Raw genomic sequence first — 25,046 nt, 5'->3', positions numbered from 1 at the left:
CTCAACTCCCTCACAGATAGTTTTTTTAGCAATGCTATTGATGCTTTAGAAGATGTAAGTCTAGTTAATCAAAAAAGAGTAATTCATATTATTACTGTTTTCAGTAAAAATAACCGATTAGCTATCTGCATCAGGGATACTGGTTCAGTAATATCCCCAGAAATTATGCCCAAATTATTTGACCCATTATTTACGACTAAAGACATAAGTAAAGGTACAGGCTTGGGACTTTCTATTAGTTACCAACTTATAGTAGGGAAACATCACAGTAATTTATGTTGTCACTCTACCCTGGGAGAAGGAACGGAATTTGTGATTGAAATTCCCATTAGTCAATTAGCAGGACCTAATAAATTATTATAAATAATATATTCTTTAGTGAGATTCTCCAGAATTCTTGATATTTGGGTGACAAGTACCCAGATGCTATAATTAAAATACGAAAATATAGCAGTAAATATTAATTTTGTCAATTGAACTAACTATTGCCAAATAAAAGCATTATTTGGGTAGACTAAAACCTGCGTTATAGATTAGTTATTGATCATATAGCAACTGCCACGGTGGTTAGGACAACAACAGATGATAAAACTTAGATACAAAAAGACTTGTAACTCTGTCACCCTTCGGGTTTGTCAGCGCGGTCTTGGGGGAAACCCCCAAGACCGCGCTGACTCACCTGTCACCTGTGAGCTGCTATATCTACATAACCGGACTTGTTCTGGCTTGATCTCAATAGCAAAGGTTTGAAGATGTTTACTTCATCAGAAACTCCTATAATTGCAGCAGTTGTGCTGGTAGCGTTCGGAATTTTGGGTTGGGGCTTTTACCGCGCCAGACCTTTTGGTAAACTGGGAATCCTAGCCTGGTTACAGTCAGTAGTATTGATGACTCCTTGGCTGTTATTTTTTGGCTTGTTTGCTGCCGGAATTTATATCAATATAGCGGGTATATTGTTATTGGTAGTTACTTCTGCTGGTGTGTATATTTTCTTAGGTAGACAGTTACGCCAAGCTGGTCAAGATGCCATTCTGAAACAACGGGCAACAGAAAGACTTGCAGATGCAGCTACATCAAATACCAATAATCCAGTAGTGATTGCAGGAGTGAAACTGCAACCAATAACAATACCAGAAGAAGATTTGAATACCATTAAAGGTATTTTCGGTATTGACACATTTTTCGCCACAGAAACCATCCCCTATCAAGAAGGTGCGATTTTAAAAGGCAATTTGCGGGGAGAACCAGAGGAAGTTCATAACCATCTTATGAGAAGTTTGCAGGAACGTTTAGGTGATAAATATCGCCTGTTCTTAATGGAAAATACAGACGGTAAACCGGTGATGATTGTTTTACCTAGTCGTACTGACCCAAAGCCGATCCAGTTACCACAAAAAGTCTTTGCGGTGATTCTCTTGGTAGCAACTATCGCCACCAATTTAGAAGCGGCAGGATTATTGCTGAATTTCGATTTAGTTGCCAATCCAGGAAGGTTTTCTGAAGCTTTGCCTATCGGTTTGGGAATATTTACAATTTTGATAGCTCACGAAATTGGTCATTGGTTTCTGGGACGAAAGCACCAGGTCAAATTGAGTTGGCCTTTTTTCCTACCAGCTGTGCAGATTGGTTCTTTTGGGGCAATTACTCGCTTTGAGTCTCTATTACCTAACCGTAAGGCATTATTTGATATTGCTTTGGCAGGGCCAGCTTTTGGCGGTATTGTTTCTTTGATCATGCTGGTAACAGGTTTGTTACTTTCTCAGCCTGGTAGTTTATTTCAATTACCAAATAAGTTTTTCCAAGGCTCAATTTTAGTAGGTAGCTTGGCGCGGGTTGTGCTGGGTTCGGCTGTACAAGGGCCGTTTGTAAATGTTCATCCTCTAGTGATCATTGGTTGGTTGGGATTAGTGATTACGGCTTTAAACCTAATGCCTGCTGGACAACTAGATGGTGGGCGCATTGTCCAGGCGATTTATGGACGCAAAACAGCAGCAAGGGCAACTATTGCGACTTTAATTTTGCTGGCGTTGGTGTCTTTAGGTAATACGCTGGCTATGTATTGGGCGATTGTGATTTTCTTCTTACAACGGGATGCAGAACGCCCTAGTTTGAATGAAGTTTCTGAACCTGATGATGCTAGGGCTGCTTTAGGTCTTTTAGCTCTATTTTTGATGATTGCTACTCTCTTACCTTTAACACCTGCTTTGGCTGGAAGGCTGGGAATAGGGTAATGGGGAAGATGGGGAAGATGGGGAAGATGGGGAAAAATGAATTAAAAAATTTCTGCCTCCTGTCTGGTAACCAATCACCAATCACCTACCCTTTCCACCCTGCTAGTAGCCTAGTATAGGTTGCTGGTTTGGGGAAGATTTGCTGGAAACCGACTTGACGTTCTAGGGCTTTTTCTTGGCTGATGTTCCAGAGGGTTTCATAAAAGAAGAAGAAAATTCCGGCAAATTTGCGATCGCGCACTTTCTGTACTTGAGTTCTAATCTGTTGCATGGAAACCGAGCGATTTTTTAACCAGCTCAAAATGCCAATACTCACAGGTATATGTTTCCGTGCGACTTTCACTTCTGGCTATTCTAATTTGCTGCAAAACACATTTAAATCATCACGATATATAATAATATGCACAACCAAGTCTTCTATTAATCCCATTCGTTCCCATTTCTGCCAGTCTGCTAAAAAATATTCATAGAAAAAACGGTGGGGATTGGGAGCTACGGAAACTAGACAATTCTTTTTATTAGCTTTAATAGCTGTAAATACCCGCTTCATGAAGTTGGTAATTTTGTTGGCTCTCCAGCCCAGCCATTCTGGATCTTTGGGATTTTTAGATGGTGCTTGACCACGGTGTTCTTTTTTGTATAACGCCACTGTGTAGGCATCATAACCCAGTTCTGATGGTAAGCCGAAATGGTCATCAAATTGAATACCATCAATCAATATTGTAGTTTTTGAGGATTTCCACAATTAAATAAATCTTGGATAAATTGCTGTACATCAGGAGGAAAAGGACTCAGCCATACGCGATTGTGTGTTCCTTCTTTGACAATTTTGGTATCGTCGCGGCGACTAGCAAGCCATTGAGGGCGATTTTTGGCTAGAAGGTAATCAGCAGGAGCCATAAAGCCAAATTTGAACCAGGGAATGACGGTTAAGCCTTGTTTATGTCCTTCTGTAACAATTTCTTGGAGCATATCTCGTCCTTGTAATCCCCGTGTGGGATCGAGGGATTTGCCAATTACTTGAGCACTAACTTTGGTAGGATAGAGCGTATAACCCCAGTTCTAAACAGCGGGATAGACTGTATTAAAATTGAAAGTATCTAAATTTCTCAGGGCTTTTTGCAAGCTATCGCGGTCAAAAAAAAGATCACTATCAATATTGGTTAACCACACCCCGCTTAACTCTGAAGTTTGCTGTGGAGTGATCGCAGTTTGAGCTTTTAAAGGTAATGATAATATCATCACAGCTAACATACTCAAGATAAATACAGCTGAAAACAACCCTGATTTTAGATTTTGACGCACATTTCACCTCGGAAATTTTCCCAAGATTGCCTATATCTCAAACAAAAGCTCAATGTAGAGACTCAGATCACAGCCGAGAAGTTGCCTTGTAGTTTAACATTCGCCAAACATATCTATGATTGCCTCAATAACTACGGTTTTACTAGTAGAAAGTAAAAAAATTGGCTTAAATTTTCCGGATATACAAAAAATTTTGAGTTTATTGTTACACATAATTATGTAAGCACTATGAATATCAAACTCGATAAGTACACCCCAGATAGCCTGGCATCTTTATTTGTCCTTCTGATGGAAGAAGGCATGACTCCAAATCAAATTATGGTCGGTATTGTCCGTCTGGCAACGGATTCTAAAGAATTAGAAGGCACTATTGTATCAGCTGATTGTATCCGTTTTCTGGTCGCAACAATGCCAGTAGATACCACTGCACCAGGGGTTACAGAATTTATTCTGTCTTTAGCACAAGAGGGAGTTACTACTTTGATGTTGTTCGATGCTTTGGGTTTTGCTTGCTATGTTCGTGGCTTATTCGATTCCGCCAATATTATTCGCTTGACTTATCAGCGATTACAAGCAGACAGAATTATTTCTCAAATCCTGCGTGATTAAAAACTAATGAAAAATCAATGTTTTTTAGACAGTATATGCAAAATCAAAAAACGCCCAACCACAAAATGGATGAACTGCTCAATGATTTATATTTTTTCTGTGAGACTTTTAGCCAGTTGCAGTGAAGTGATGACAAGTTTAACAAACTGCTACAACATTTAGGGGTGTTGTACAGTGCTTCATCAACAACTGGCGAGTGGGTATTTGTTCTCAGGGTTGGCTGCAATCCTTCCCTATGAACAATTCTTACTGATTTTGTCTTCTTTCTTGATATTTCTATTAAAACGGCAACCGAAAAATTTTGTCTGCCAAATTGCCAAAACCACGGATTATTTGGCTAACGGTTGAATTGATTGCATAGAAGGGGCGTTGAGGAGCGTCCCTTTTCCTATTTTGGATTTTGGATTGACCCCACGGACAAATCTAGGGGCTGATACCATCAAAGAATTAGTGGTCATATAGATTTTGAATTCGGAATTCCTTTCTGTATCAGGCTGGGAGCAACATACAGCAGATTGAAATTTAAAAGCTGTATAAGATAATGATTGTCCTGATAATTACGCCTCAACGGTCATCCTAAATAGAATTTGTTTAATTTATTCTGGTAATATGGCTAATAAAAATAAGTGCGAAAGAAATGTTCACTAGTCAAGAAAACTCATTAATAGCTAATACTTTAGTCAACGAAATTAACGATACTCTAGCTGAGAAATTATGTGGTGGGACTATTACTACTCCTCAAACTACACAGGAAGATGGCCTTAGCACTATGCCCAGAACAGCTAATAAAACAAGTATGCCATCTCTTAAAGCCTCTGATGCGCTTGGTTTAACACCCTTTGTTCCTCATTTGCCGACAACAAAATTGCCTCGTTTAGGTCCGCTTGACCCCACCAAAAGAACGGCTAATACACCAAAAAATGCTGTTACCATAACCATACCGCTACCACTACCTGTTTGGAGTTGAATCTATCTCTTTGGATTTATGAATTGATCATCAATAATCCTTATAGTTGACAGGTAAAGCAGATACCCCCCGTATAATACTCGGTTAAGAGCCTGAAAATTGTCACTTGGGAATAGTTTAAGGGTAAAGGTTTTTTCCTTTTCTTTTCACCTTACCACTTAACCGACAAGTGTTGGATACTACCTAAGTAAGTGAGGCGATCATTTATGTTTCAGCAAATCATCAAATCCCAGCAGTTAGTTGACTTATCAACAGTGGAACAGCAGCTTTTCTATGGTGGAAAATCCGATCCTATGGAATTGGGTAAAATACCTAATGTACTAGGTAATGGTTTTCCTAATGTAGCTGCTTTTAACCCCTTTGGGAATACGGGAACAGGCAAGACCAACGAAAAAATCAAGGCTTATAATAATAATGTTGGCACAATTCTTTACTAGTAAACTATGGTGGAAATAAATTACCCATTCCAAATCTCTGAAAATATTACGCTGTATTCATTTTGAATTTTGTTGGCGTAGCCTGCTGGAAGCACTATTTTGTTAGCCTAGCTCTTCTGAAAGAAGCATTTTTAATTCACGGCGGTACTAGTAGCGTTTGTCGTTGTTGAACGCTATGGATAGCGTATCTTGGTCTATGCCTGCGGTAGCTACGCTAAGAGGTTGTTTTAAAAGTTTCTGGCTGTGACTTGAGGGACTTATTGATCCCCCTTCTTAAGGGGGATTTAGGGGGATCTAAAAGTTTTTGATATACTGAAAAAGGTTTAAAAGTGTCATTCTGGACCTTCGCAGAGCTTCTCTCAAAGAGATAGTGAAGAATCTGCGAGATACTAGAGCCTACCGCACGCTCGGGGTTCACGCAGTGTCCCGAAGGGATACGCTGCACTACCTTACCCATGGCTTACGCCACCCTGCGCTATCAGTATGACATAAGTCTAAGTTTCACCGGTTTGCAGTATACATTACTAAGGACTTTTCAAACATCCTCTAAAGCCATATTTTACGGAGCATCCCAATTTTGAAAAAAAAAAATTTCAATTTTGTACCTCCTACAACCTGCAATGAGATTTAATTAAGGCACATTTTTACAAATAATATGTTTTTTTTCATCAAAACTGATCACACCTTGTTTTTGTAATTGAGTAAACAAGCGTGTAATTGTAGCTCTAGTTGTGTAACAAGCATTGGCAATATCTTGATGTGTGAGACGAAAAGTGAGCCGAGTTCCTCCTGGTATTGGTTCACCAATTTGCTGTTTTAAAATTTCTAATAAATACAGTAATCGATCTTCTACTTTTTTTGTGGCTGCAATTACTAACAAAGATTCTGTTTGTTGTAATCGCTGTTGGATTTTTGGTAATAGGATATGGCTCAGTGATGGTAAAACCGTAAGCTCGGATATATAAATGGAGACTAATTCTATATCTGTAATGGCTGTTCCTTGGTAAATCGGTAAGGATGTCATACTAGAGCTAAACAGCATTCCTGATGTTACTAATCCTGTCAGGACTTCTTTACCTGTGTCGCAAAGGGTACTAAGTTTAACTACACCCTGAACCACATAGTAAATTAATAACGGATTCAGAACAATACTTTCTCCTTTGGAATGTTTATTTATCGGGCGATCACCAATTAAGTATTTTTGATCCTGAACAGCAGTTGATTTTACTTGCTGAAGCCCAGTGATCTTTCGTATTAACCAATACAAAGTAACAGATTGCTGTTCATTTTTTACCAGAGATTTTACTTTCAAAGAAGCATTAAAATAATGGCCATGACGTGGTTTTAAGGATAATAATATTTCTCTTGTTTGCGGAGATTGAGATATCTGGATGAGTTCACTGTAAAAGTGCTGGTATTGTTCCCTTGGAATGAAGTTAATTATGGGTTTACCAACCAGGAAATTTTGAGCTATGTTGAGTAACTGTGCTGCTGTATGGTTAGCTTTTTGGATGATACCTTGTTGATTGGTGACTAAATAACCATCTGGTGCAAACTCAAATAATTCTTGGTAGTGCTGGCGTTCTGTTTCCAGTAAGTTGCGTGTTTGAATCAGTTCTTCATTTTGGTGATACAGTTCTTCAGCTGCTAGTTGCAATTTATTTGATGTATACTTAAGTTCCTTAAAAGCTTCTGGTACTAAATCAGAAGGAATCCAAGGTAATACAATAGCAGTCTGGTACAAATCTGCTAAATACTGATGCAGTAGTTCTGCACGTTGATAAAATAATTCGATGTTCACCTAGAATTCCCACTTTTTAGTTGCAGAGGTTGATGGAAAAATTACACTATTTTAAATTTGGGAAAACAGTTGGCAAGTTTAAACTTCTAAAAATTAAATTGTATATAATATAATATTTAATCTTAAGCAATAATGGCTACTGTAACTACCTATAAATTAGTAAATTTATGTTAACTAATCAATACAAATATAAATGATTATTTTGATCTAACCAATAATCTTGTGTATGTTGAATTGAGCATGATAAAAACTACAAATATAGAGACGCTGCATACAACATCTCTACAGTCATGTGATTCAATTGATCAAAAACAAAGCTGGATTTTATTTGTATTTAAATATACGTAGATAGTTAATTTTGAGATTGGCGAGCACCTGGTTTTTTCTGTAAATTTTGCTGAATCATGCTGTGTTTGCATCTCATACCACTCATTCAAGCAATATTGAAACCAACAAAAGCAGTATTCATACCAGCAAAAATTGCACAAGCTAGAATCTGGTATTTGATCACCACTTAAATGGGGTGTGACGCTATTGCGAGGACAGTGGATGTAACTACTCATGAATTTTGACTCCTTAAATTTTGGTAGCTTCCTTTGATAATTTAGTAGTTATAATCACTAATTTTATAAGCAAATTTCCTCATAACGCTGACCAGCAATTTCCCAAGTAAATTGAGTTTCTACCAATTGTCTAGCGTGAGTAGAGAGTTGATATCTGAGTTCTGGCTGTTCAAAGAGTTGAGAAATAGCAGCTACGTATTCTGTGGGTTGATTTGCTCTTAATGCTCTTAGTGGTGTGTTTATGCCATCTACAGCTAGTCCTTCTAAACCGCGATCGCTCCCCACCACCGGTATACCCGCAGCCATCGCTTCCAACGTTTTATTTTTAATTCCAAATCCTGTTCGCATTGGTACAACACAGATAGTAGATTTATGCAAATATTCTCCCATAGAAGGTACACGACCAGTCACATTAATTCCGGGTTTTTGCCCAAGTGATAAAATTGCTGGTTCGGGACGAGAACCGACTATATCAAAGGTAGTGTCAGGATAAAGATTTTGGATCTCTGGTAATACTTCATTGCTAAAAAAATAGACAGCATCAATATTAGCTAAATTATCCATTGCCCCAATAAAAATTATCCGATGTCCACCAGGATCTGTAGGACGGTTGGGAAAGGTGACTAAGTCCACACCATTAGGAATGACAGCAATTTGAGAACTCTGTCGAAACTGTTGTAGTTGTTGTTTATCTTCCACTGTAGTAACTACTATATGTGAGAATTTAGAACAGTAAATCCGTTCATAATGACGTAACAATGGCAGATTAATTTTATCTCTAAATTGATTTTCTGATGTGCCAGTTGCTAACTGATCCAGACAAGTACCATACACAGAACTATGAATATTAACTATAGTTTTTACCTGAGTTTGAAAATAGGGACGTATATAAATTTCATTGACGCTATGTTCACAGGTAATTACATCACATTTACCTGATTTAACAAAGTTGTCAATCCATGCTTGCATCTCTATTGAGTAGCGGTTAAGGACGCTTGGTGGTGTCCCTGTGAAGAAAAATGTACCTAATCGCTGAATTTTCTTAAGTATTACCGCTGATGTTTGCCCATCTGAGGGACGTTCAAACACAACTAAGTTATCTACGCAATCTCGTAAACCTTCTATTTCCGAGTTTGTGACATCGGACTCACATTGAGTTACCAGGGTAATACTATGGTTTTGGCTGAGATACTTAAGTAAATTAAATGTCCTGACTTGGGTTCCTCCCCTGGTTGGTGGATAGGGAAAAGTTGAAGATACCATGAAGATATTCATAAATCTGATAATTTCAGGAAAATTGTTTAGTTTGCATATAGACTAGATTTACCACAATATAATAATGTTAATTACTTAAAATACCTAGAATAATACGAATTTTTACTGAAAGTTTTGTGATTAGCAAGTTCATAATATGAAAGTTCAAAGTGATTAGCAAGAGATTTTCAGCAAAATCAAAGTTTAGCAAAACTAGTTAAAAAAGTACATTTATATCAGCAGCAATTTTCTTCTATTATGCCTAAAGTTAGTGTTTGCATTCCCACTTACAACCGCGCACATTTACTTCCTTATGCAGTCAATAGTGTGTTAGCTCAAAGTTACACAGATTTTGAACTAATTATCTGTGATGATGGTTCTACAGATCATACTGCGGAAATAGTCAGTCAATGGGATGATCGACGAATTCGTTATATTAGACAACCTGTTAATGGTGGTCGTAGTCGAAATATGTGTTCTTGTTTTAAAGCTGCTTCTGGTAGTTATTTTATTAAATTTGACGATGATGATGCTATTACTCCTGAATTTTTAGAGAGAACTGTAGCGGTTTTGGATGCAGAAAGGAGTGTAGATTTTGTTTGTACAAATCATTGGATTATTAATCAAAATAATGAAAGAGTTGAATCAGCTACTAAGGAAAATTCTAGTAAGTGGGGAAAGGATAAGCTAAAACAGGGTCTAATTCCCGATTTAATTCGGGAAACTTTTATCAACCAAAGTTTACAAGTTGGTTCAACTTTATTTCGTCGCGATTGTTTAATGGAAGTGGATTATATGCGTCCAGAAGCTGACGGATGTGAGGACTTTGATTTGCTGGTCAGGTTGGCTATTGCTGATAAACAGGGGTATTTTTTACCTGAGTTTTTAATGGAATATCGGTTTCATCGTGGACAGGCTAGTTTAAAACAAAATCTGCATTTTCTGCGTGCTAAGGTTTTTTGTATTGATAGTTACAAGTTTGCTGCTCAGGAGTTGGAAAAATTGCGATCGCACAAATTAGCTACTACCCAGCAAGCTTTGGGTTTAAGGCTAATTGAAAAGGGTGATACGGTGGAGGGAAGGAGAATTTTACAGCAATCAACGCAGGTTTTGGGAAGCAATAAAAAAATCATGTTTGGCTTGATGCTATCTTATTTACCTATTGGTTTACGTAAGTTGGCTTTACAAGTTTTTCGTCGATTTGGTCCCAAGGATTATACTGAGCAGGTGCGGGAAGCTAGTACCGCCGTGAATTCAAAATGCTTCTTTGAGAACAGCTAAGCTAACAAAATAGTGCTTCCAGCCCGCTGCGCCAACAAAATTCAAAATGAATACAGCGTAAGATTTTCAGAGATTTGGAATGGTTGGTTTATTTACGCCGTACTGTACTAGTGTTTAATTTCTTGTTATTTGCGTCATGGGGGTAGTGTTTCGTGCAAAGGAGCAGAGGAGCAAAGACGCAAAGGAAAGAAGGCTAATTTCCTGACTGATGCTTAGAGTTGTATCTAATAGCCAATGGTAATTATATAGAGTGACAATAAGTATTGCTTGTCAATTTTGTTTCATTCATGCTAGAGTAGTCAGGTTTCAAATACAACTAGATTACTCCTATGGATACAAATGAGTTAAAGTTCCTTCTAAAGCTATTGTGATGTGCTAAATATCGTTTTGACTTATTCTAGCACTTTTAGCTCTTTTAAGGGAAAGGACAAAATTTGTCGAGATTTAGGCGATCGCGAACTGGTAGACTATTCACGAGAGATTGCTACAGTTAAAAATTTACCCCCAAGTCAGGCTCTGTTGAAATTAGACCCAGCGGAGTTGCCCGTCACTGACAAAGAGCGTAAGGTGTTCGATAAACTCAGTAAAGCTACTGCTAAAACCGCCCCCAGTGAAATCACTTCTCTGAAAGCTGCGGAACGAGCCGAGATATTGAAAAACTTGACTGAACGGGGTTTAATTTCAGCAGAAATCAAAATTCCAAGAATTAAAGCTGAGGTTTGGCTGACTAAAAGAGGGATTAAGTTTTTGCGGGATGAATACAGTCCCGAAGGAAAGGCGAATATCAACCTGGATTTGTTGGGTAATTATTTGCGGTTTTTACGGGAGAATTTACGGGTTAAGCCAGAACATGTTTCTCCACCAGAACCTAGCGGTGAAGAGCCAGGTGTGGAAACTATCATCAATACCAGTGATGAAGAAATTTTACAAATTATTGAGAAATTAGATAGTGAACTGGGTACAGAGAATTATTTACCAATTTTCCATTTACGGCAAAAGTTACAACCGCCAATGTCACGGGATGAATTAGATCAGGCTTTAGATCGGTTACAAAAAATTGACAAAATCGAGCTAAGAGGACTTGTCCACGCTCAAGATTACACCCAACCCGGATTTCTCACAAAAAGATAAAACAAAGGGGTCAAAGACTGCGAAAATGTATATATAGCAAGCATTTCAGCAGTTGGAAACCATGACCCCATCTTCAACAGATTGTATACCAAAACAGTTGAAATTTGAGCAACAAAAATGGCTGCCAGTCATAGTCAATTTCCAGGGTGGACAAGTAAGAGCAGATGCAGGATTAAGCTTAATTGCTGAAATAGACAGAAAATTGCAAATCACATCACAGTTTGCACAATGTTTCCAAGATTAGCGAAAGCCAAATCGGATTGACCATTCAATAGAGAGCTTAATTAAACAAAGAATATACGGGCTGGTCATGGGGTATGAAGACTTGAATGACCACGAATAATTACGTCATGACCAGATGTTTGCTATAGCTTTAGGAAAAAGCATTGGAGTAGAGAATGAACCTGCAACATTGGCAGGAAAGAGTACATTAAATCCCCTGGAACATTGTCCTGAAGATGTGGAACAAGGAGCAGACAGCGGGTACCATAAAATCGGGCATTCTCCATCAGAAATTGAAAGCTTATTTATCAAAATATTTCTAGAATCTTACGCCAAAGAAACAAGAGAAATTGTTTTGGATTTAGATGTAACTGATGACTTAGTACACGGCTATCAGGAGCAAGTTTTCTTGAATACTTATGATGGGGGATACTGCTATGCTCCACTTTATGTTTTCTGTGGAAAACATCTATTAGCAGCCAAACTTCGCCCTTCAAACGTAGACCCAGCATTTGGGGCATTATCAGAACTACAAGGAGTGATTAAACAAATAGGTCAAGAATGGAAGAATGTTGAGATTTTAGTAGGTGGAGATAGTGCTTATTCTAGAGACGATATCATGACATGGTGTGAATCCCAAATGGGTGTGGATTATGTTTTTGGATTGGCGCAAAATAGTCGTTTAATTGGGATGACTAGAACGACTCAAAGTAGAGCATCCCTTGAGTTTGAGCAAAAACTATCAACAGTAGTCTCATTCTTAGAAACTATGTTTAAACCAGATGAAGAACTTGCAGAATTTGCTGGTGACTTGATTAATAACTCAATTTGGTATAAATCGTTAGACTATAAAACTCGTGAATCTTGGAGCCGTAGTCGTCGTGTTATTTTTAAAGTTGAATATGGAGTAAAAGGGACTAATGTTCGTTTTGTTGTAACTTCACTTTCTACTAATAAAGTACCTCCTAGTCAACTATATAGACAAAAATATTGTCAGCGAGGGGAGATGGAAAATCGTTTTAAAGAACAACAATTAGAACTTTTTAGTGATAGAACAAGCAACCATACATTTGCGGGAAATCAATTAGGTTTATGGTTCTCTTCTATAGCTTAGGTTTTGCTCAATGCCTTGGGTCAAAAATGTTTAGCTAAAACCGAATTACAAAATGCTACTGTTGGGACTATTCGTACCAAATTATTGCAGTTAGGAGCTTTAATTACTGTAAGTACACGTCCCATTTTAATTGCGATTACTAGTTCTTGCCCATACAGACATATCTTTGCTACTGCTCATAGACGCTTAATAATGCTCACTAATACTGCTTAATTTGAAGTTAAATTGCCTTTTACTTATTTCTAATTAATCATACTTCGCCCTTGGGTTGATTCAAGTCTTGTTTTGTCATGCTTAATTTTATGAACAGAGCATTTTGATTTTACTACCAATAAAAAGATAGTGACTTTTTTAGCTTTATAAATGCGATTTTATATTTAATTTATCTCTGCGATTCAATTTTGATTGATGATGTATCAAAATTTAGTCTCACATCAGGTCATGTAAATTTATTTTTTACTGCTTGTGAGAAATCCGGGTCAAGAGCAAGTTAACGCAGGAATTAGCCAGCGTTCAGGTAGTCCGTTGTTTTTTATTAAACTCACAATTAATTAAAGAGCAATGTTATGGTGTCTATTGATGAGATCATTCTAAGAAGTATCACCCCCTTCGATAATTTTCGTTCTGTTAATTTTTGGTACAAACAGCAACAGCCAGAACCTACGGTTGATTCTATCCATCAAGAAGTGATCGCTAAAATTGAAGCAATACTAGATCAAGTTGCCCAGAATCATCACACGCCCACTGTGATACTTGATGGTGATGCTGGTTCTGGTAAGATTTATCTGTTGGGTAGACTTAAAAAGAAATTCAACCATAAAGCATTTTTTATTTACATTCCTCCATTTCCTCAGAGTGATTACATCTGGCGGCAGATCTTGCGCTATACTGTCCATAGTTTGGTACAAATTCCAGTATCCCCTGAATACTTCGGGGGAAAAAGTTATTCACGCATCCATGAGGAATCAAAAGGATTGAGAGCAGATTTTTCGTCAAAAATAGTCGCCAAACAGGGAATATTCCCAACCTTAGAAATGCGGTCACGAATATATTCAAAAAAGCTAATTCCCAACTTACGAGTAGTAGGAACAAGAGACATAAAAGTATCCCAAGCCTGAGTCCCTTCGAGAGTCTGAGTGGCATAACTAATATTGCCTCGCTGCACCATACATAGTTCTAGCAGCTAACTCAGCTGGGTTATTGTGCAAAGGCAATTCAGGATGCTCTAAAACATAAAGCAACTCAGAAATTTTGATCAGAGTTAATGGTTTTCGCTCATCCAATTGTTGATAACCACTGTCAGTGTGGAACAACTTCCAAAACTTATACCGGAGTTTATCTGCCGTTTGCTGACTGGGAGAATCTTGATCAGGGAGTAAGTCTCGGTAGTAATTGCAGAAATCATCCAGGAATTTATCTAAAACCTTTTGGTGACAAGCAATAAACACACTTAACTTCTTATAATTTCTTCCTTCATCTACCCAACACAAAGCGATATGATCAGTCAGTAACTTCAATTGAGGAGCATCATCACAGACCAGAGTTTGCACCACTGGCCAATCAGTTTGTTGATGATAGAAAGCAATAGCTGCTGCTTCCATAATCCGAGTCCGTTGTTGTGAACCCAGTTTAGGTAGATGTGTATCCAGTAGGGTATGAAACTCTGCCTCACTCAACACAGTTTCTTGAGGTAATACTTGGAGAGCATTTCTCCATTTAGTTGGTAGTTGAAAATGCTCCAGCAAGTCAATATTCTCTAGGAACTCTAACAAATTGCCTTGGGTCATGTTACTCCCATAGTACAAGCTGATAATCAGAGTTTTTACTACTAAACCGAATTCTCCCTCATAACCCTAAGGAGGTTCTGCCAAATAGGTTTTTCCTTCTCATGGTGAGTAGTATTTCTCTTTCCGGAAGAGTACGTTATCAGCTGTCAGGATGATGTCTTGGATGATTACTTCTTCATACCCTTTGAACTGCGCCTCTGCTGGCAGTAATTCTTGGGGATATTCTAGTATTTCTTCTCTGTCTATTTTAATCCCAGCCTTCTTACTGCCTTTGTTGTCCTTTTTTGGCGTTTGTCGCTCTTTCTCCGATGAGTGATTGTTTGTGAAGCCTTTTTGATTCTTGGCTTTTATCTTTGCCTGACCCTTTTCTCCCTTCAATCGGTTGTTTTCATCTCTTAACCCTTGATTTTCTGCCCGTAATTCTTTAACTTCTAATTGTTACTGCTCTATTAGATTCAGTCATATCTCTACTTTCTGACCCATGGGTTCTTCTGCAATTCCTTTTCGCTCAATGCTTTGGAGCAACTCTGTTTGTGATAAGTCTTTTGCTAAAATTTTTGGCCTCATGCCTCATATTTTATAACGCGCTGTGTCCCACCCTCAACTTTTTCTTTTTTTCTCTTACCCCTACTTATTGCACCGATACGCTAAGGATTATCATGGTGCTGCTGTTAGTCCAGCTTTTATCCGTGTGAAACTTAAGCCTAATTTGTGTGTAAAAGTTAGTTCACTCCTGAGATTGTCGGCTGGTTTACAAGTGAAGTTGGAGTTAGAAAACCCACCTTTTATTGCTCCCCAAGCTGGTTATGTTAGTATTGATTTACCCTGTACAGATAGGCAAATTGCAAAATTTGAGGAGATCATATTCAGAGATAATTTTTACCAGCTACTGCACCTATAAAAACTGTAATTGGAATGGGTATTAATGGTAATTAGACCTGTCAGGAAAATTAACTTCGTGTCAAAAAATGGTAGAAGGCAATTGTGAGGGTCTACCAAAAGGAAAAATCCACTAAATTATATTTAATAACATCCACATCCTAACAAATACTGGGAATAACTAACCATCAGTTTCAAGACTTGTTAGCCCAAGGTGAAATGCAGCATAAAAAACTCCAAGGTGACATAGAAAGTAAAAAGATAGGTATAAGTCAGAAAGGAGGAGGGGGGAAATGGAAACTAGAGATAAAAGAAGAGGTATATCTATGCTTGTTCTATTGGAGGAAAATGCTAACATTTGAGGTTTTAGGTTTGCATTTCGGTATATCTAAAACGGAAGCAAAGGACACATTTGATTACTGGCTAGAGATATTACGAAATGTTTTGCCTCCTAGTCTCCTTGAACAGCTAGAAAAACATGATAGCGATTATGCCATGGCGATAGAACTATTGACGGAGTTTCACTTAATAGTGGACAGGATGGAACAGCCACTAGCAAGGCCTTCAGATAATCAGGAGCAAAACAAGTATTTTTCAGGTAAGAAGAAGTAGCACACATTTTGTCAGCTTACCAGAAGGAAAAGATATTGTCGATGTAGAATTAGGAGAAAAAGGCCCAACCATTTATAATAGCTTATATCGGGAGATAAAGCATATCAAGGAGGAAATAATATTAGCACAGAAGCACAGGTTATAAGAAACCACGTAAGGGAGAATTAACCTTAGAACAAAAGGCAGGAAACAAAGAGTTCTCCACCAAGGGTATTTTTGTTGAATAGGTCATTAGACTTGTAAAAACATTCCGGGTACCTCAACAGGGATTTACCCTGAATTCCCCAATTTACTCACAAGTAATTCTTACTATTTGTGGTTTAGTCATATTAGTAATTGGTTCATTAGTTTTGCCCATTTCATAAATGTTATGGATATGAGGTCAGTTATGAATTTGTCATCAACATCTTCATGGATAGGAACTATCCGTAACTATTCCCAACCCTGATTCTTCCCTTGGCTCTTTCCTCATCTTAACACTATGGAAAGCCAGACACATACTCCTTTCTAAATTTCCGGACCTCTCTATTTGTTAGAAGCTGATTTATCTGAACCGAATACTTGTCATTTTTTGGTGGGTGGAACAACTGGAAGCGGAAAAAGCGAGTTTTTGCGAGCGCTCCTCCTCAGTTTACTCTACTGTCATTCTCCCCAACATTTAAAAATCGCCCTAGTTGACACCAAATGGGTAACATTTCCAGAGTTTGAACAAATATCATGGTTATATTCACTTATTGTCAAAGATAGCGAGCACGCTATAGAACTAATGGAAGAATTAGTTGCAGAAATGGAATGTCAGTATCAAAAATTTAAAAAAGCTAAATGTGCAGATTTAACCACCTATAATCAACGTTCCTCCCAACTTTTACCCCGTATAGTCTGCATTTTTGATGAATATGCTGACTTTATGGCAGAAAAAGAAATTCGCACAGCATGAGAACAAAGTATCAAATGTTTGGGCGCAATGGCAAGAGCAGCAGGAATACATCTCATTATTGCGACCCAAAGACCTGAAGCTAGTATTGTCACCCCAATTATTCGTTCCAATTTACCGGGAAGAATGGCTTTATGTACTTCCAGCAGATTCCAGCATTGTCTTAGGAGGAAAGTAAACAACAGCAGCTTATTTACTAGGTAAAGGTGATTTACTTTACCTAGCCGGCAATCAATCCCATCGTTTACAAAGCTTATTACCCCAAACAATTCGGATACCTTCAGTTTAGATAGAACATCTCCAGGGAGCAAAGATAACTAAAAGCACATTTTCGCATCCTCCAAAAGACTAAATGAGCCAAAGTTTCAATTTATTAGATAATATGTACGCTACCTAAATGGGAATACGTCAGCAGAGGAAGTAAAAATGGGATATGTAATTGCAACCGCAAATATGAAGGGTGGTGTGGGTAAAACTACACTCACCGTTAACTTAGCCACTTGTTTGGCGAAAAATTATGGCAAAAAGGTACTTGTCTTAGATTTAGATAGTCAAATTAGTGCCACACTTAGTCTTATGTCACCGGTAGAGTTTGCAAAACGTCGTAAACAAAGAAAGACTTTTAGATATTTGATAGATGAAATTATTAACCCAGATCCAGATGCTGAATTAACAATTCATGACATCATTTACCCTGAAGTATGTAAGTTGCCAGGATTGGATATTTTGCCTGGAGATATCGACTTATATGATGAATTTGTCGTTTCAGAAATGTTGCATAATCAATCTGTAGCTTTGGGAGAAAATTATTTTGAAACTATTTGGAACCGCTTTGAAAGAGTTTTAGTTAGGGATATTTTAAAACCTGTGCGTGGTGAATATGATTTTATTCTTTTAGATTGCGCCCCCGGTTACAATTTGATGACTCGTAGTGCCTTAGCCACAAGTAATTTCTACATTCTTCCCGCTAAACCAGAACCCTTATCTGTGGTGGGTATTCAATTACTAGAAAGACGCATCGCCCAATTAAGAGACAGTCATGAACATGAAGCAAAGATTAATATCCAAATTTTGGGTATTGTCTTTAGTATGTCCAGTGCTAATCTCTTAAATGGCAGATACTATAAACAGGTAATGCACCGTGTAGTGGAAGATTTTGGTGTTGATAAAATCTGTAAAGCACAAATTCCTGTTGATGTAAATGTTGCTAAAGCGGTTGATAGTTTTATCCCTGTTTCTTTACTGAGTCCTAACTCGGCAGGTTCTAAGGCATTTATGCAACTAACTCAGGAGTTGTTGCAGAAGTTGTAAAAGCATGGTGTGTGGGTGTATAGGTCTATAGTAAAAAACCTAATTCTTACTTCTGGTTTCTGTCACCTGTCACCAATCACCTTTTATAGTTGCATTGCTTTCAAAGCATTAACTAATTGATCAATATGTCCTCTTTCATGGGTTGCCATTAGTGATATTCTAATCCGACTGGTACTCACTGTGGGAGGACGAATTGCGGGAGCAAAAATTCCTGCTTCTTGAAGATGTTTTGCGGCTTTTAATGCTGTGGCTGCATCAGGTAATTGCAAACATAATATCGGTGATTCCGTAGGTACTAATTTTAAATTAGGTAAATGCTCTTTGATTAATTGTTTTAAATCATTTACATTCTGCCATAATTGCTGACGAAGTTCTGGTTCTTGTTGTACTATTTTCAAAGCTGCTAAGGCTGCGGCTGTGTCTGCTGGTGAAAGGGCAGTGGTGTAAATCCAACTGGGGGCGCGATTTCGCAAAAAGTCAATGAGGGAGTTGCTTCCGGCTATATATCCCCCTAAACTTCCCAAGGCTTTACTCAGTGTGCCAATTTGAATTAATTCTCTACCTGTACAACCGAAATGTTCTGAACAACCTGCACCAGTTTTACCGATGACTCCGGTGGCGTGTGCTTCATCAATTAACAGCATACAGCTAAATTCTTCAGCTATGTCTAATAATTCTGGTAAAGGACATAAATCACCATCCATGCTAAAGATGCTATCGGTGATTATTAAACAGCGACGATAATTTTGTCGTTCTTGATGGAGCTTTTCTGTTAATTGGGCTATGTCACAATGGGGATATTCAATTACTTTTGCACCGCTAAGAATTGCCCCGTTTTTTAAGCTGGAATGATTATATTGATCTGATAATATTAAGTCTCGCTTGCCAACTATGGCGGTAATTGCACCTAAGTTAGCTAAATATCCTGAACTAAATACTACTGCATCTTCCGTTTGTTTGGTAGATGAGAGCATTTGCTCTAATTCCCTGTGTAATTCTAGATGCCCACTGAGTAATCTAGAACCCGTGCTACCAGTTCCATTTTGTTGAATAGCTTTGATTGCAGCTTGTTTTAAGCGTTCATCTGCTGCTAATCCTAAGTAATCATTACTGGCAAAGTTAATCACCTCATACCCAGATAACATAACTTTTGCACCAGGACGATTGTGAATGGTTTTTACTGAACGATACCAGTCAGCCCGATGTATAGTTTCTAAAGATTCCTCTATCCAACCATAGGGGTTATTACTCATCACGCACAACTGTATGTATTACGATTTCTACACTCCGGCTTGGGTACTGCTAAGATGTCCGATCGCTTGTTTAATCCAATCTTCCACATAGGCATCTTTGGGTAAACCAATATTTTCGCTAACTACGTGCAAGGCATGACTGACTTCATGGGCAGTATATCCCAAAGCAAAGAGTGTCATTTGCACTTCTTCCAGTATCCCTGGTGCTGGCCCACCTGTAGCCACGAAAAAGGCTGCTGATTTGCGCCATTCAATCAACTTGCTTTTCAGTTCTAAACAGATGCGTTCAGCGGTCTTTTTGCCCACACCAGGCGCTTGAATTAAAATTTGGGTATTAGCAGCAATAATCGCTTGAACTAACTCTGGTAATTCCAAAGTGTCCAAAAGTGTGATTGCTAAGGCTGCACCAATACCAGTCACACTTAATAAATGACGAAATAAATCCCGTTCGGCTGGTGAAGAAAAACCATAGAGTAAAGGCACTTCTTCCCGAACCTGGTAATGGGTAAAAATTTGTACCACATCTCCAGTAGTCGTTAATTGGTTGGCTAAACGTTGCGGAACTTGCAAATCGTAACCCAACCCGTTTACCTCTAAGGTCAAAATGACACGATTAGAGCTAATTGCTTGGATACAAGCGACGATACCTTTTAGATAGCTAATCATTAGACTTGTCCACAAAAGATAAAGAGCTTACTGTCAGAGCGTTACACGAACTATAACTGGGATGAAACACTAATTATGGCTGAAGGCAAAAATAAGGGTTTGGGGATGAAAATATCAAAATTATTAAAAGTTTTGAGAAACATAGCTTTCTAAAAAAGATAATCTAAAGGCAGATAATTCAAAATATCATGACTTAGTATAAATGAATAATTTAGATCTAACCTAACTAATCCACATACTGCCATTATCACCGGATTATAACCATCTCCGGCTAAAGGGAATCTATCACTAGCCACTCGAGAAGTTTTGACTCTACATATGAGATGTTTAACACCAATTCTTCTTGATGATATTTTCTTCTTTTTGAATCTCTGAAAATTCAGCTCTTTTGGGCTTATTATAAGGCGTAGTAATAAATTCTCCTCCTATATAAGCTTTGTCTCCGGAATATCTTCCTTTGGCATCTAGGTTTTGGGGGTTATTTCTAAATAGTGTAATCTTGCTTATCTTACCTAATTCTCCAATATAAATATCAACTCTATTTTCACCTCCTGGCAATACTCTAAATTGATTTCTTAGAGTGTGTATTTTCTCCTTGCCTGAATAATTTTTTTCTGCTCTTGATAGTTACCTGGTCTTTCTATAGCTTCTTCTGCACTATCTATTATTAATTCATACTCACTCAGTCCTTCCCATAATTATTGATACTTTCACTCATCTTTTTTTGCCTCTTATATTTGGGAGATAGGTAAAATTTACCTCAGAATTTCTACCCAATAATGAAATGTGTTATTTGCTTTTGTCCTCCATAGATCAAACAATAATCCTAGAATTTCAAATGTTGGCTTCTGTCTCAGGTCTACTAGGTATAGACATACTCCCTCCTTTGGGATAATTTCTGCTTTACGTCCTCCTCCAGACGCTATTAACCTAATTTTTCTTTTTTCAGTTTCTGCTTGTTTCTCTAGATACCTTTTTTCTGCTCATGCTACTAATGTGATAAAGTCTTCATGCTTAATCCCAGTTAAGCTTTCTGATTCCTAGGGGTATAATTCTATTCTTTCTAGGGGACTTGTCATTGTTGATATACACAGTTACATTTTTTCTATTTATTTTCCCACAAAATTTCTTTTAAAGATAGGTCTATTCTAGGAAACCAAAATAATATAATCCTTCCATAATCCCTGCAGCATGAAAGTTTTGTGCGAGGTAACGGTGTGCAGCAGGATTCTGCTTATGCCATTGGAGTAACTCTGGACGAGCATTCCCGACAATGATTCCCCTTTCGTTACCTACAGCGAATAAAGCAATATCATTACCTGAATCGCCACATACAACTGTTTGCTCGGCTGCAAATTTCCACTTGCGACGTAGAAACTGCATTGCTTGACCTTTATCGCTGGTAAGAGGTACAATGTCAAGGTCTATACCGCTACTATAAATTAACTTTATATTTAAGTTACAAGTTTCTAACTCTGCCTGAAGTTGTGGAAGTATACTCAGAGCTTCTTCTTTGACGAAAAAACTCACCTTGAAAGGACGCTGTTCTGAGTCCGGTTGTAAATTTAATTCAGGAAATTTCTTTGTTACAGATAATATTTCAGCCCGCTGCCATCCAGGTGAGAGAATGCTGTCCCATTCTGGATCAGTGTTTGAACTACCATCAAGATAGATTTCCGTTCCCACAGAGAGAACAAGTGCATCTGGTGAAAAAAATCTTTTTTCCTGTTGCAGTTCTTTATAAAGAGTAGGTGATCGCCCAGTGGAGTAAACTATCTTTGTAGCATGTTGTTGACGATGATGTTGGAGGCGATCACTCAATTCTATCAGTGCTTTGTCATCATCTGTAACGGTATGATCTATAAAAGTATGATCCAAATCAGTCACGAATAAAAATTTCACAGCATACTCCTTTTCAAGCAGCAAAAATCAGGTTGGGTTAGCGACAGTGGAAAGTAACAATAAGCATCTATTAAGTTAGCATCCAGCAGATAGTTCTCAATACAAGCACCATGAGTAAGGAAAGTACGATTTCCTAGTTTTAGCAATGTAATATTTAGTCATAGGTTTAACATCAAAATCACGATTACGGAAAACAATATATCGTTGATGGTTAGCTTGATTATTCCAGAAATAGCCTTTAGCAAATAGTGAAGAATTAAATTTTCCACCTACAGGAAAAATTGTAAAAATTTTGGAAAGGTTTTCAAGTACTTTATTGAAATGACTTAGATATTATAAATAAATTCTATCAGATTCTTTACATTATCATCGTGAACTTTTCTCCCTAGAAGTCCAGAAGTTGGGAAGAGATAGCCTTTTCCAAGGATAAGCAGTTTTATTAGGAATATTCTGGGCATTAACTTAACGGCATGGCGTGTAAATGCAATTCTCTTTGATCAAATGGCGTAAGATAACATTTAAACCATTGACTTGCTAATCTGGCTACTTCTTCCATTGCTCCCGGTTCGGTAAACTTGTGACTTGCTCCAGGAATAATCTCTAATTGCTTATGCTGGGTGGAAATTTCTGTCACTGCATCCTCATTCATAGCAATTATCGAACAATCATTACCACCGACAATTAGCAAAGTAGGAGTCTGTAGATAGGAAAGGTTTTCACTAGCTAAATCAGTATACCCACTGCGGCAAACTATCGCTCCCACATTCATGGGACAAGCTAATGCAGCTAAAAATGCTGCACAACTACCTCTCTCAACACCAAAGTAACCGACTTTTAGATGACGGGTAATGTGGTTTTCAAACAACCATTGTGTAATACTAATTAACCTGGAAGCAAGGAAGTTAATATCACAACTAAAATGCTGGGTACGTTGGTCAATCGCTTCTTCTTCTTCAGTCAGTAAATCAATTAACATAGTTGCTAGTCCTTCCTGCTGACGCAACAAATGGGCTAAATAATGGTTACGGTTACTATAGCGGCTACTACCACTACAATGAGCAAGTACAACAATTCCCTGGGCTTGGGGCGGTATAATCAATTCTCCTTTTAGTCGCACGAATCCTAGGTCAATGGTAACTATTTGCTCTAAAACATTCCATGATTCTTTAGTATTCATTGGTTTATCCTTTTAAGAAATAAGGGTGTAAGGGTGTAGGGGCAAGCTAAAATAGCAATCTAAAATCTAAAATGGCCTAAAAGTTCGCGTACTTCTTCATCAGTGGTTTGGGAAAAGTCTTCATACCAGACTCCAATAGCAGACATTAGTTCTGGGGTTTGTAAGCATACTATTTCATCTACTTCTGAGTGCAATTCTTTGTAAGTGCTTCTTGGTGCAACTGGAACTGCTACAACAATGCTTGCAGGCTGTTGTTGTTTAAGAAGGGCAATAGCAGCACCTATGGTTGAGCCAGTGGCAATACCGTCATCTATCAAGATTATTGTTTTATTTTTGACATTTATGGGTGGTGCATCACCCCGATAAGTGCGATCGCGTCGCTGTAATTCTTGCAATTCTTCAGCTGCAACTCCCTGAATGATCTCTTTGTTTATTGCCAAAGTATTTATGACATCGTTATTTAGTACCTCTATTCCCCCAGAGGCTATAGCCCCCATGGCCAATTCTTTATGTCCAGGTACACCGAGCTTTCTAACTATACAGACATCCAAAGGTGCATTTAAGGCTGTGGCTACTTCAAAAGCCACCGGCACACCCCCACGAGGTAAAGCTAATACTAGTAAGTTTTCTCGGTTAGTATAGGCTGTCAGATGTTGTGCTAATATCTGTCCTGCTTCAGTGCGGTTACGAAATCTGCTCACCATCGCTATCACCTTCTTTACTAATTGGGGATTTTAGATTTCAGGTTTGGAATTACTTACCATTTGAGATGCGCAGAAAATACTTATTTCTCTATATAAATGCTGGTGATTTTTTCCTATTGCCGCTAACATTGGCCTCTATATCTTGGCCTCTACTTCTAGAGTAGCTCTGATTCACAACTGCATTCAGATTTATGGCCAAAGCTTAGAATAAAATTACAATTCTCAAAAAATTCGATTAATATGGCGAATATAGTTCAGTCCATTCCATATAGAAACTACTATAGGTAATAGATATTAATTATTTCTTAAGGAAGAATAGTTATGTTTCACAAAGTTTTAGTGGCTTTAGACAACTCCCAAGTGAGTGAGTGCATTTTTGAACAAGCCTTGTTTTTAACACAACAAAATAACGCAGAAATGATGTTGCTTCACGTTTTATCTCCCTTAGAAGATCCTTATATCAACCCTATATTTTTGCAACCAGAAACAATCTATCCATCTTTGCATACTGACACCATTAATCAATATATACAAGCTTGGGATCAACTCAAGCAAGAAAGACTAGATTGGATGCGCTCGCTCGCTCAAACAGCATCAAATACAGGTATCAAAACTGAATTTACCCAAAGTATAGGTGATGCAGGCCGCATCATCTGTGAATTAGCTGTAAATTGGGAAGCTGACTTAATTATAGTCGGTCGTAGGGGACGTTCTGGCATCAGTGAACTTTTCTTAGGTAGTGTCAGCAATTACGTTTTGCATCATGCTCATTGTTCCGTTCTCACTTTGCAAGGCTTAATTCCCGTTACCATACCAAATAACCACAGCACACAAGTAACTAGTAACTGAAAATCTCACAATCTTTTAATATTTAATAACAAACAGATTCAGCCAGTTCGAATTTTA

General features: G+C 38.0%; 21 protein-coding genes and 5 pseudogenes. 14 read left to right on the top strand and 12 right to left on the bottom strand.

Annotated features, from left to right (window positions below):
• Positions 1–24: 24 nt before the first annotated feature.
• Together AAZO_RS30155 and AAZO_RS11820 are read left to right on the top strand one after the other, a co-directional pair.
• Positions 25–363, top strand: a pseudogene (locus AAZO_RS30155) (sensor histidine kinase); the annotation flags it as partial.
• Between the two features lie 389 nt (positions 364–752).
• Positions 753–2,231, top strand: a complete 1,479-nt coding sequence (locus AAZO_RS11820; protein WP_013191411.1) for a site-2 protease family protein — start codon at positions 753–755, stop codon at positions 2,229–2,231.
• A gap of 85 nt (positions 2,232–2,316) precedes the next feature.
• Here the strand turns inward: AAZO_RS11820 and AAZO_RS11815 are convergent.
• Positions 2,317–3,485, bottom strand: a pseudogene (locus AAZO_RS11815) (glycoside hydrolase family 10-like protein).
• Positions 3,486–3,764: 279 nt separating this feature from the next.
• Here AAZO_RS11815 and AAZO_RS11810 point away from each other — a divergent pair.
• The 3 genes from AAZO_RS11810 to AAZO_RS11800 all read left to right on the top strand — a co-directional run bounded on the left by AAZO_RS11810 (position 3,765) and on the right by AAZO_RS11800 (position 5,549).
• Positions 3,765–4,145, top strand: coding sequence for a hypothetical protein (locus AAZO_RS11810; protein WP_013191410.1), 381 nt, complete (start codon positions 3,765–3,767; stop codon positions 4,143–4,145).
• Between the two features lie 637 nt (positions 4,146–4,782).
• Entirely contained in the window at positions 4,783–5,112 is a 330-nt protein-coding gene (locus AAZO_RS11805; RefSeq protein WP_013191409.1) for a hypothetical protein, read from the top strand.
• Between the two features lie 206 nt (positions 5,113–5,318).
• On the top strand, positions 5,319–5,549 hold the full coding sequence (locus AAZO_RS11800) for a bromodomain-containing protein (protein ID WP_013191408.1): 231 nt from the start codon (positions 5,319–5,321) through the stop codon (positions 5,547–5,549).
• A 631-nt stretch (positions 5,550–6,180) separates the two neighbouring features.
• Here the strand turns inward: AAZO_RS11800 and AAZO_RS11795 are convergent.
• Both AAZO_RS11795 and AAZO_RS11790 read right to left on the bottom strand, forming a co-directional pair.
• Complete coding sequence (locus tag AAZO_RS11795; RefSeq protein WP_013191407.1) at positions 6,181–7,350, bottom strand: helix-turn-helix domain-containing protein; 1,170 nt, start codon at positions 7,348–7,350, stop codon at positions 6,181–6,183.
• 626 nt (positions 7,351–7,976) lie between these two features.
• Positions 7,977–9,188, bottom strand: coding sequence for a glycosyltransferase family 4 protein (locus tag AAZO_RS11790; RefSeq protein WP_041640146.1), 1,212 nt, complete (start codon positions 9,186–9,188; stop codon positions 7,977–7,979).
• 237 nt (positions 9,189–9,425) lie between these two features.
• Between AAZO_RS11790 and AAZO_RS11785 the strand changes: the two genes are divergently transcribed.
• The 4 genes and pseudogenes from AAZO_RS11785 (at position 9,426) to AAZO_RS35320 (ending at position 14,033) form a co-directional block, all read left to right on the top strand.
• Positions 9,426–10,448, top strand: coding sequence for a glycosyltransferase family 2 protein (locus tag AAZO_RS11785; protein ID WP_013191404.1), 1,023 nt, complete (start codon positions 9,426–9,428; stop codon positions 10,446–10,448).
• A 387-nt stretch (positions 10,449–10,835) separates the two neighbouring features.
• Positions 10,836–11,579: a transcription factor RcaD gene (locus tag AAZO_RS11780; RefSeq protein WP_420807049.1), complete on the top strand. Its 744-nt coding sequence runs from the start codon at positions 10,836–10,838 to the stop codon at positions 11,577–11,579.
• Positions 11,580–11,640: 61 nt separating this feature from the next.
• Positions 11,641–13,128 (top strand): annotated as a pseudogene (locus AAZO_RS11775) (IS1380 family transposase).
• 353 nt (positions 13,129–13,481) lie between these two features.
• The gene (locus AAZO_RS35320; protein ID WP_187289691.1) at positions 13,482–14,033 is read left to right on the top strand and encodes a hypothetical protein; all 552 of its coding nucleotides are present in this window, start codon (positions 13,482–13,484) and stop codon (positions 14,031–14,033) included.
• Positions 14,034–14,060: 27 nt separating this feature from the next.
• On the opposite strand, the gene AAZO_RS38115 is transcribed toward AAZO_RS35320, so the two are convergent.
• Both AAZO_RS38115 and AAZO_RS38110 read right to left on the bottom strand, forming a co-directional pair.
• Complete coding sequence (locus AAZO_RS38115) at positions 14,061–14,702, bottom strand: hypothetical protein (RefSeq protein ID WP_228371628.1); 642 nt, start codon at positions 14,700–14,702, stop codon at positions 14,061–14,063.
• Between the two features lie 99 nt (positions 14,703–14,801).
• Positions 14,802–15,080, bottom strand: coding sequence for a hypothetical protein (locus AAZO_RS38110; RefSeq protein WP_081462770.1), 279 nt, complete (start codon positions 15,078–15,080; stop codon positions 14,802–14,804).
• Between the two features lie 274 nt (positions 15,081–15,354).
• Between AAZO_RS38110 and AAZO_RS11755 the strand changes: the two are divergent.
• The 4 genes and pseudogenes from AAZO_RS11755 to AAZO_RS11740 all read left to right on the top strand — a co-directional run.
• A pseudogene (locus AAZO_RS11755) lies at positions 15,355–15,632 on the top strand (DNA translocase FtsK); the annotation flags it as partial.
• Positions 15,633–15,929: 297 nt separating this feature from the next.
• On the top strand, positions 15,930–16,193 hold the full coding sequence (locus tag AAZO_RS38105; RefSeq protein ID WP_266889125.1) for a transposase family protein: 264 nt from the start codon (positions 15,930–15,932) through the stop codon (positions 16,191–16,193).
• Between the two features lie 529 nt (positions 16,194–16,722).
• A pseudogene (locus AAZO_RS30140) lies at positions 16,723–17,416 on the top strand (FtsK/SpoIIIE domain-containing protein); the annotation flags it as partial.
• A 137-nt stretch (positions 17,417–17,553) separates the two neighbouring features.
• Positions 17,554–18,438: a ParA family protein gene (locus AAZO_RS11740; protein WP_013191402.1), complete on the top strand. Its 885-nt coding sequence runs from the start codon at positions 17,554–17,556 to the stop codon at positions 18,436–18,438.
• Positions 18,439–18,521: 83 nt separating this feature from the next.
• Here the strand turns inward: AAZO_RS11740 and bioF are convergent, their stop codons facing one another.
• The 7 genes from bioF to AAZO_RS11710 all read right to left on the bottom strand — a co-directional run bounded on the left by bioF (position 18,522) and on the right by AAZO_RS11710 (position 24,140).
• Positions 18,522–19,691, bottom strand: coding sequence for an 8-amino-7-oxononanoate synthase (gene bioF, locus AAZO_RS11735; RefSeq protein WP_013191401.1), 1,170 nt, complete (start codon positions 19,689–19,691; stop codon positions 18,522–18,524).
• 27 nt (positions 19,692–19,718) lie between these two features.
• Entirely contained in the window at positions 19,719–20,357 is a 639-nt protein-coding gene (gene ruvA, locus AAZO_RS11730; protein WP_013191400.1) for a Holliday junction branch migration protein RuvA, read from the bottom strand.
• A 327-nt stretch (positions 20,358–20,684) separates the two neighbouring features.
• Positions 20,685–20,915 (bottom strand): hypothetical protein, encoded by a 231-nt coding sequence (locus tag AAZO_RS26630; protein ID WP_049790697.1) that lies wholly within the window; start codon positions 20,913–20,915, stop codon positions 20,685–20,687.
• Positions 20,916–21,112: 197 nt separating this feature from the next.
• Complete coding sequence (locus AAZO_RS43740) at positions 21,113–21,250, bottom strand: transposase family protein (RefSeq protein ID WP_420807064.1); 138 nt, start codon at positions 21,248–21,250, stop codon at positions 21,113–21,115.
• Positions 21,251–21,500: 250 nt separating this feature from the next.
• Positions 21,501–22,259: a sucrose-phosphate phosphatase gene (locus AAZO_RS11720; RefSeq protein WP_013191399.1), complete on the bottom strand. Its 759-nt coding sequence runs from the start codon at positions 22,257–22,259 to the stop codon at positions 21,501–21,503.
• A gap of 457 nt (positions 22,260–22,716) precedes the next feature.
• Positions 22,717–23,436 (bottom strand): dienelactone hydrolase family protein, encoded by a 720-nt coding sequence (locus tag AAZO_RS11715; RefSeq protein ID WP_013191398.1) that lies wholly within the window; start codon positions 23,434–23,436, stop codon positions 22,717–22,719.
• A gap of 59 nt (positions 23,437–23,495) precedes the next feature.
• On the bottom strand, positions 23,496–24,140 hold the full coding sequence (locus tag AAZO_RS11710) for a phosphoribosyltransferase (RefSeq protein ID WP_013191397.1): 645 nt from the start codon (positions 24,138–24,140) through the stop codon (positions 23,496–23,498).
• Positions 24,141–24,461: 321 nt separating this feature from the next.
• Between AAZO_RS11710 and AAZO_RS11705 the strand changes: the two genes are divergently transcribed.
• Complete coding sequence (locus tag AAZO_RS11705; protein WP_013191396.1) at positions 24,462–24,989, top strand: universal stress protein; 528 nt, start codon at positions 24,462–24,464, stop codon at positions 24,987–24,989.
• Positions 24,990–25,046 lie beyond the last annotated feature (57 nt).

It is taken from the genome of 'Nostoc azollae' 0708 (assembly GCF_000196515.1).
In the GTDB taxonomy this organism is placed as follows: domain Bacteria; phylum Cyanobacteriota; class Cyanobacteriia; order Cyanobacteriales; family Nostocaceae; genus Trichormus_B; species Trichormus_B azollae.
This window is presented reverse-complemented; position numbering and strand designations above follow the sequence as displayed.

Excerpts from the sequence above, each read along its gene's own strand:
- AAZO_RS11820 (WP_013191411.1), top strand. The coding sequence starts at position 753 with ATGTTTACTTCATCAGAAACTCCTATAATTGCAGCAGTTGTGCTGGTA.
- AAZO_RS11810 (WP_013191410.1), top strand. The coding sequence starts at position 3,765 with ATGAATATCAAACTCGATAAGTACACCCCAGATAGCCTGGCATCTTTA.
- AAZO_RS11805 (WP_013191409.1), top strand. The coding sequence starts at position 4,783 with ATGTTCACTAGTCAAGAAAACTCATTAATAGCTAATACTTTAGTCAAC.
- AAZO_RS11800 (WP_013191408.1), top strand. The coding sequence starts at position 5,319 with ATGTTTCAGCAAATCATCAAATCCCAGCAGTTAGTTGACTTATCAACA.
- AAZO_RS11790 (WP_041640146.1), bottom strand. The coding sequence starts at position 9,188 with ATGAATATCTTCATGGTATCTTCAACTTTTCCCTATCCACCAACCAGG.
- AAZO_RS11785 (WP_013191404.1), top strand. The coding sequence starts at position 9,426 with ATGCCTAAAGTTAGTGTTTGCATTCCCACTTACAACCGCGCACATTTA.
- AAZO_RS35320 (WP_187289691.1), top strand. The coding sequence starts at position 13,482 with ATGGTGTCTATTGATGAGATCATTCTAAGAAGTATCACCCCCTTCGAT.
- AAZO_RS38115 (WP_228371628.1), bottom strand. The coding sequence starts at position 14,702 with ATGACCCAAGGCAATTTGTTAGAGTTCCTAGAGAATATTGACTTGCTG.
- AAZO_RS38105 (WP_266889125.1), top strand. The coding sequence starts at position 15,930 with ATGCTAACATTTGAGGTTTTAGGTTTGCATTTCGGTATATCTAAAACG.
- AAZO_RS11740 (WP_013191402.1), top strand. The coding sequence starts at position 17,554 with ATGGGATATGTAATTGCAACCGCAAATATGAAGGGTGGTGTGGGTAAA.
- bioF (WP_013191401.1), bottom strand. The coding sequence starts at position 19,691 with ATGAGTAATAACCCCTATGGTTGGATAGAGGAATCTTTAGAAACTATA.
- ruvA (WP_013191400.1), bottom strand. The coding sequence starts at position 20,357 with ATGATTAGCTATCTAAAAGGTATCGTCGCTTGTATCCAAGCAATTAGC.
- AAZO_RS11715 (WP_013191398.1), bottom strand. The coding sequence starts at position 23,436 with ATGAATACTAAAGAATCATGGAATGTTTTAGAGCAAATAGTTACCATT.
- AAZO_RS11710 (WP_013191397.1), bottom strand. The coding sequence starts at position 24,140 with ATGGTGAGCAGATTTCGTAACCGCACTGAAGCAGGACAGATATTAGCA.
- AAZO_RS11705 (WP_013191396.1), top strand. The coding sequence starts at position 24,462 with ATGTTTCACAAAGTTTTAGTGGCTTTAGACAACTCCCAAGTGAGTGAG.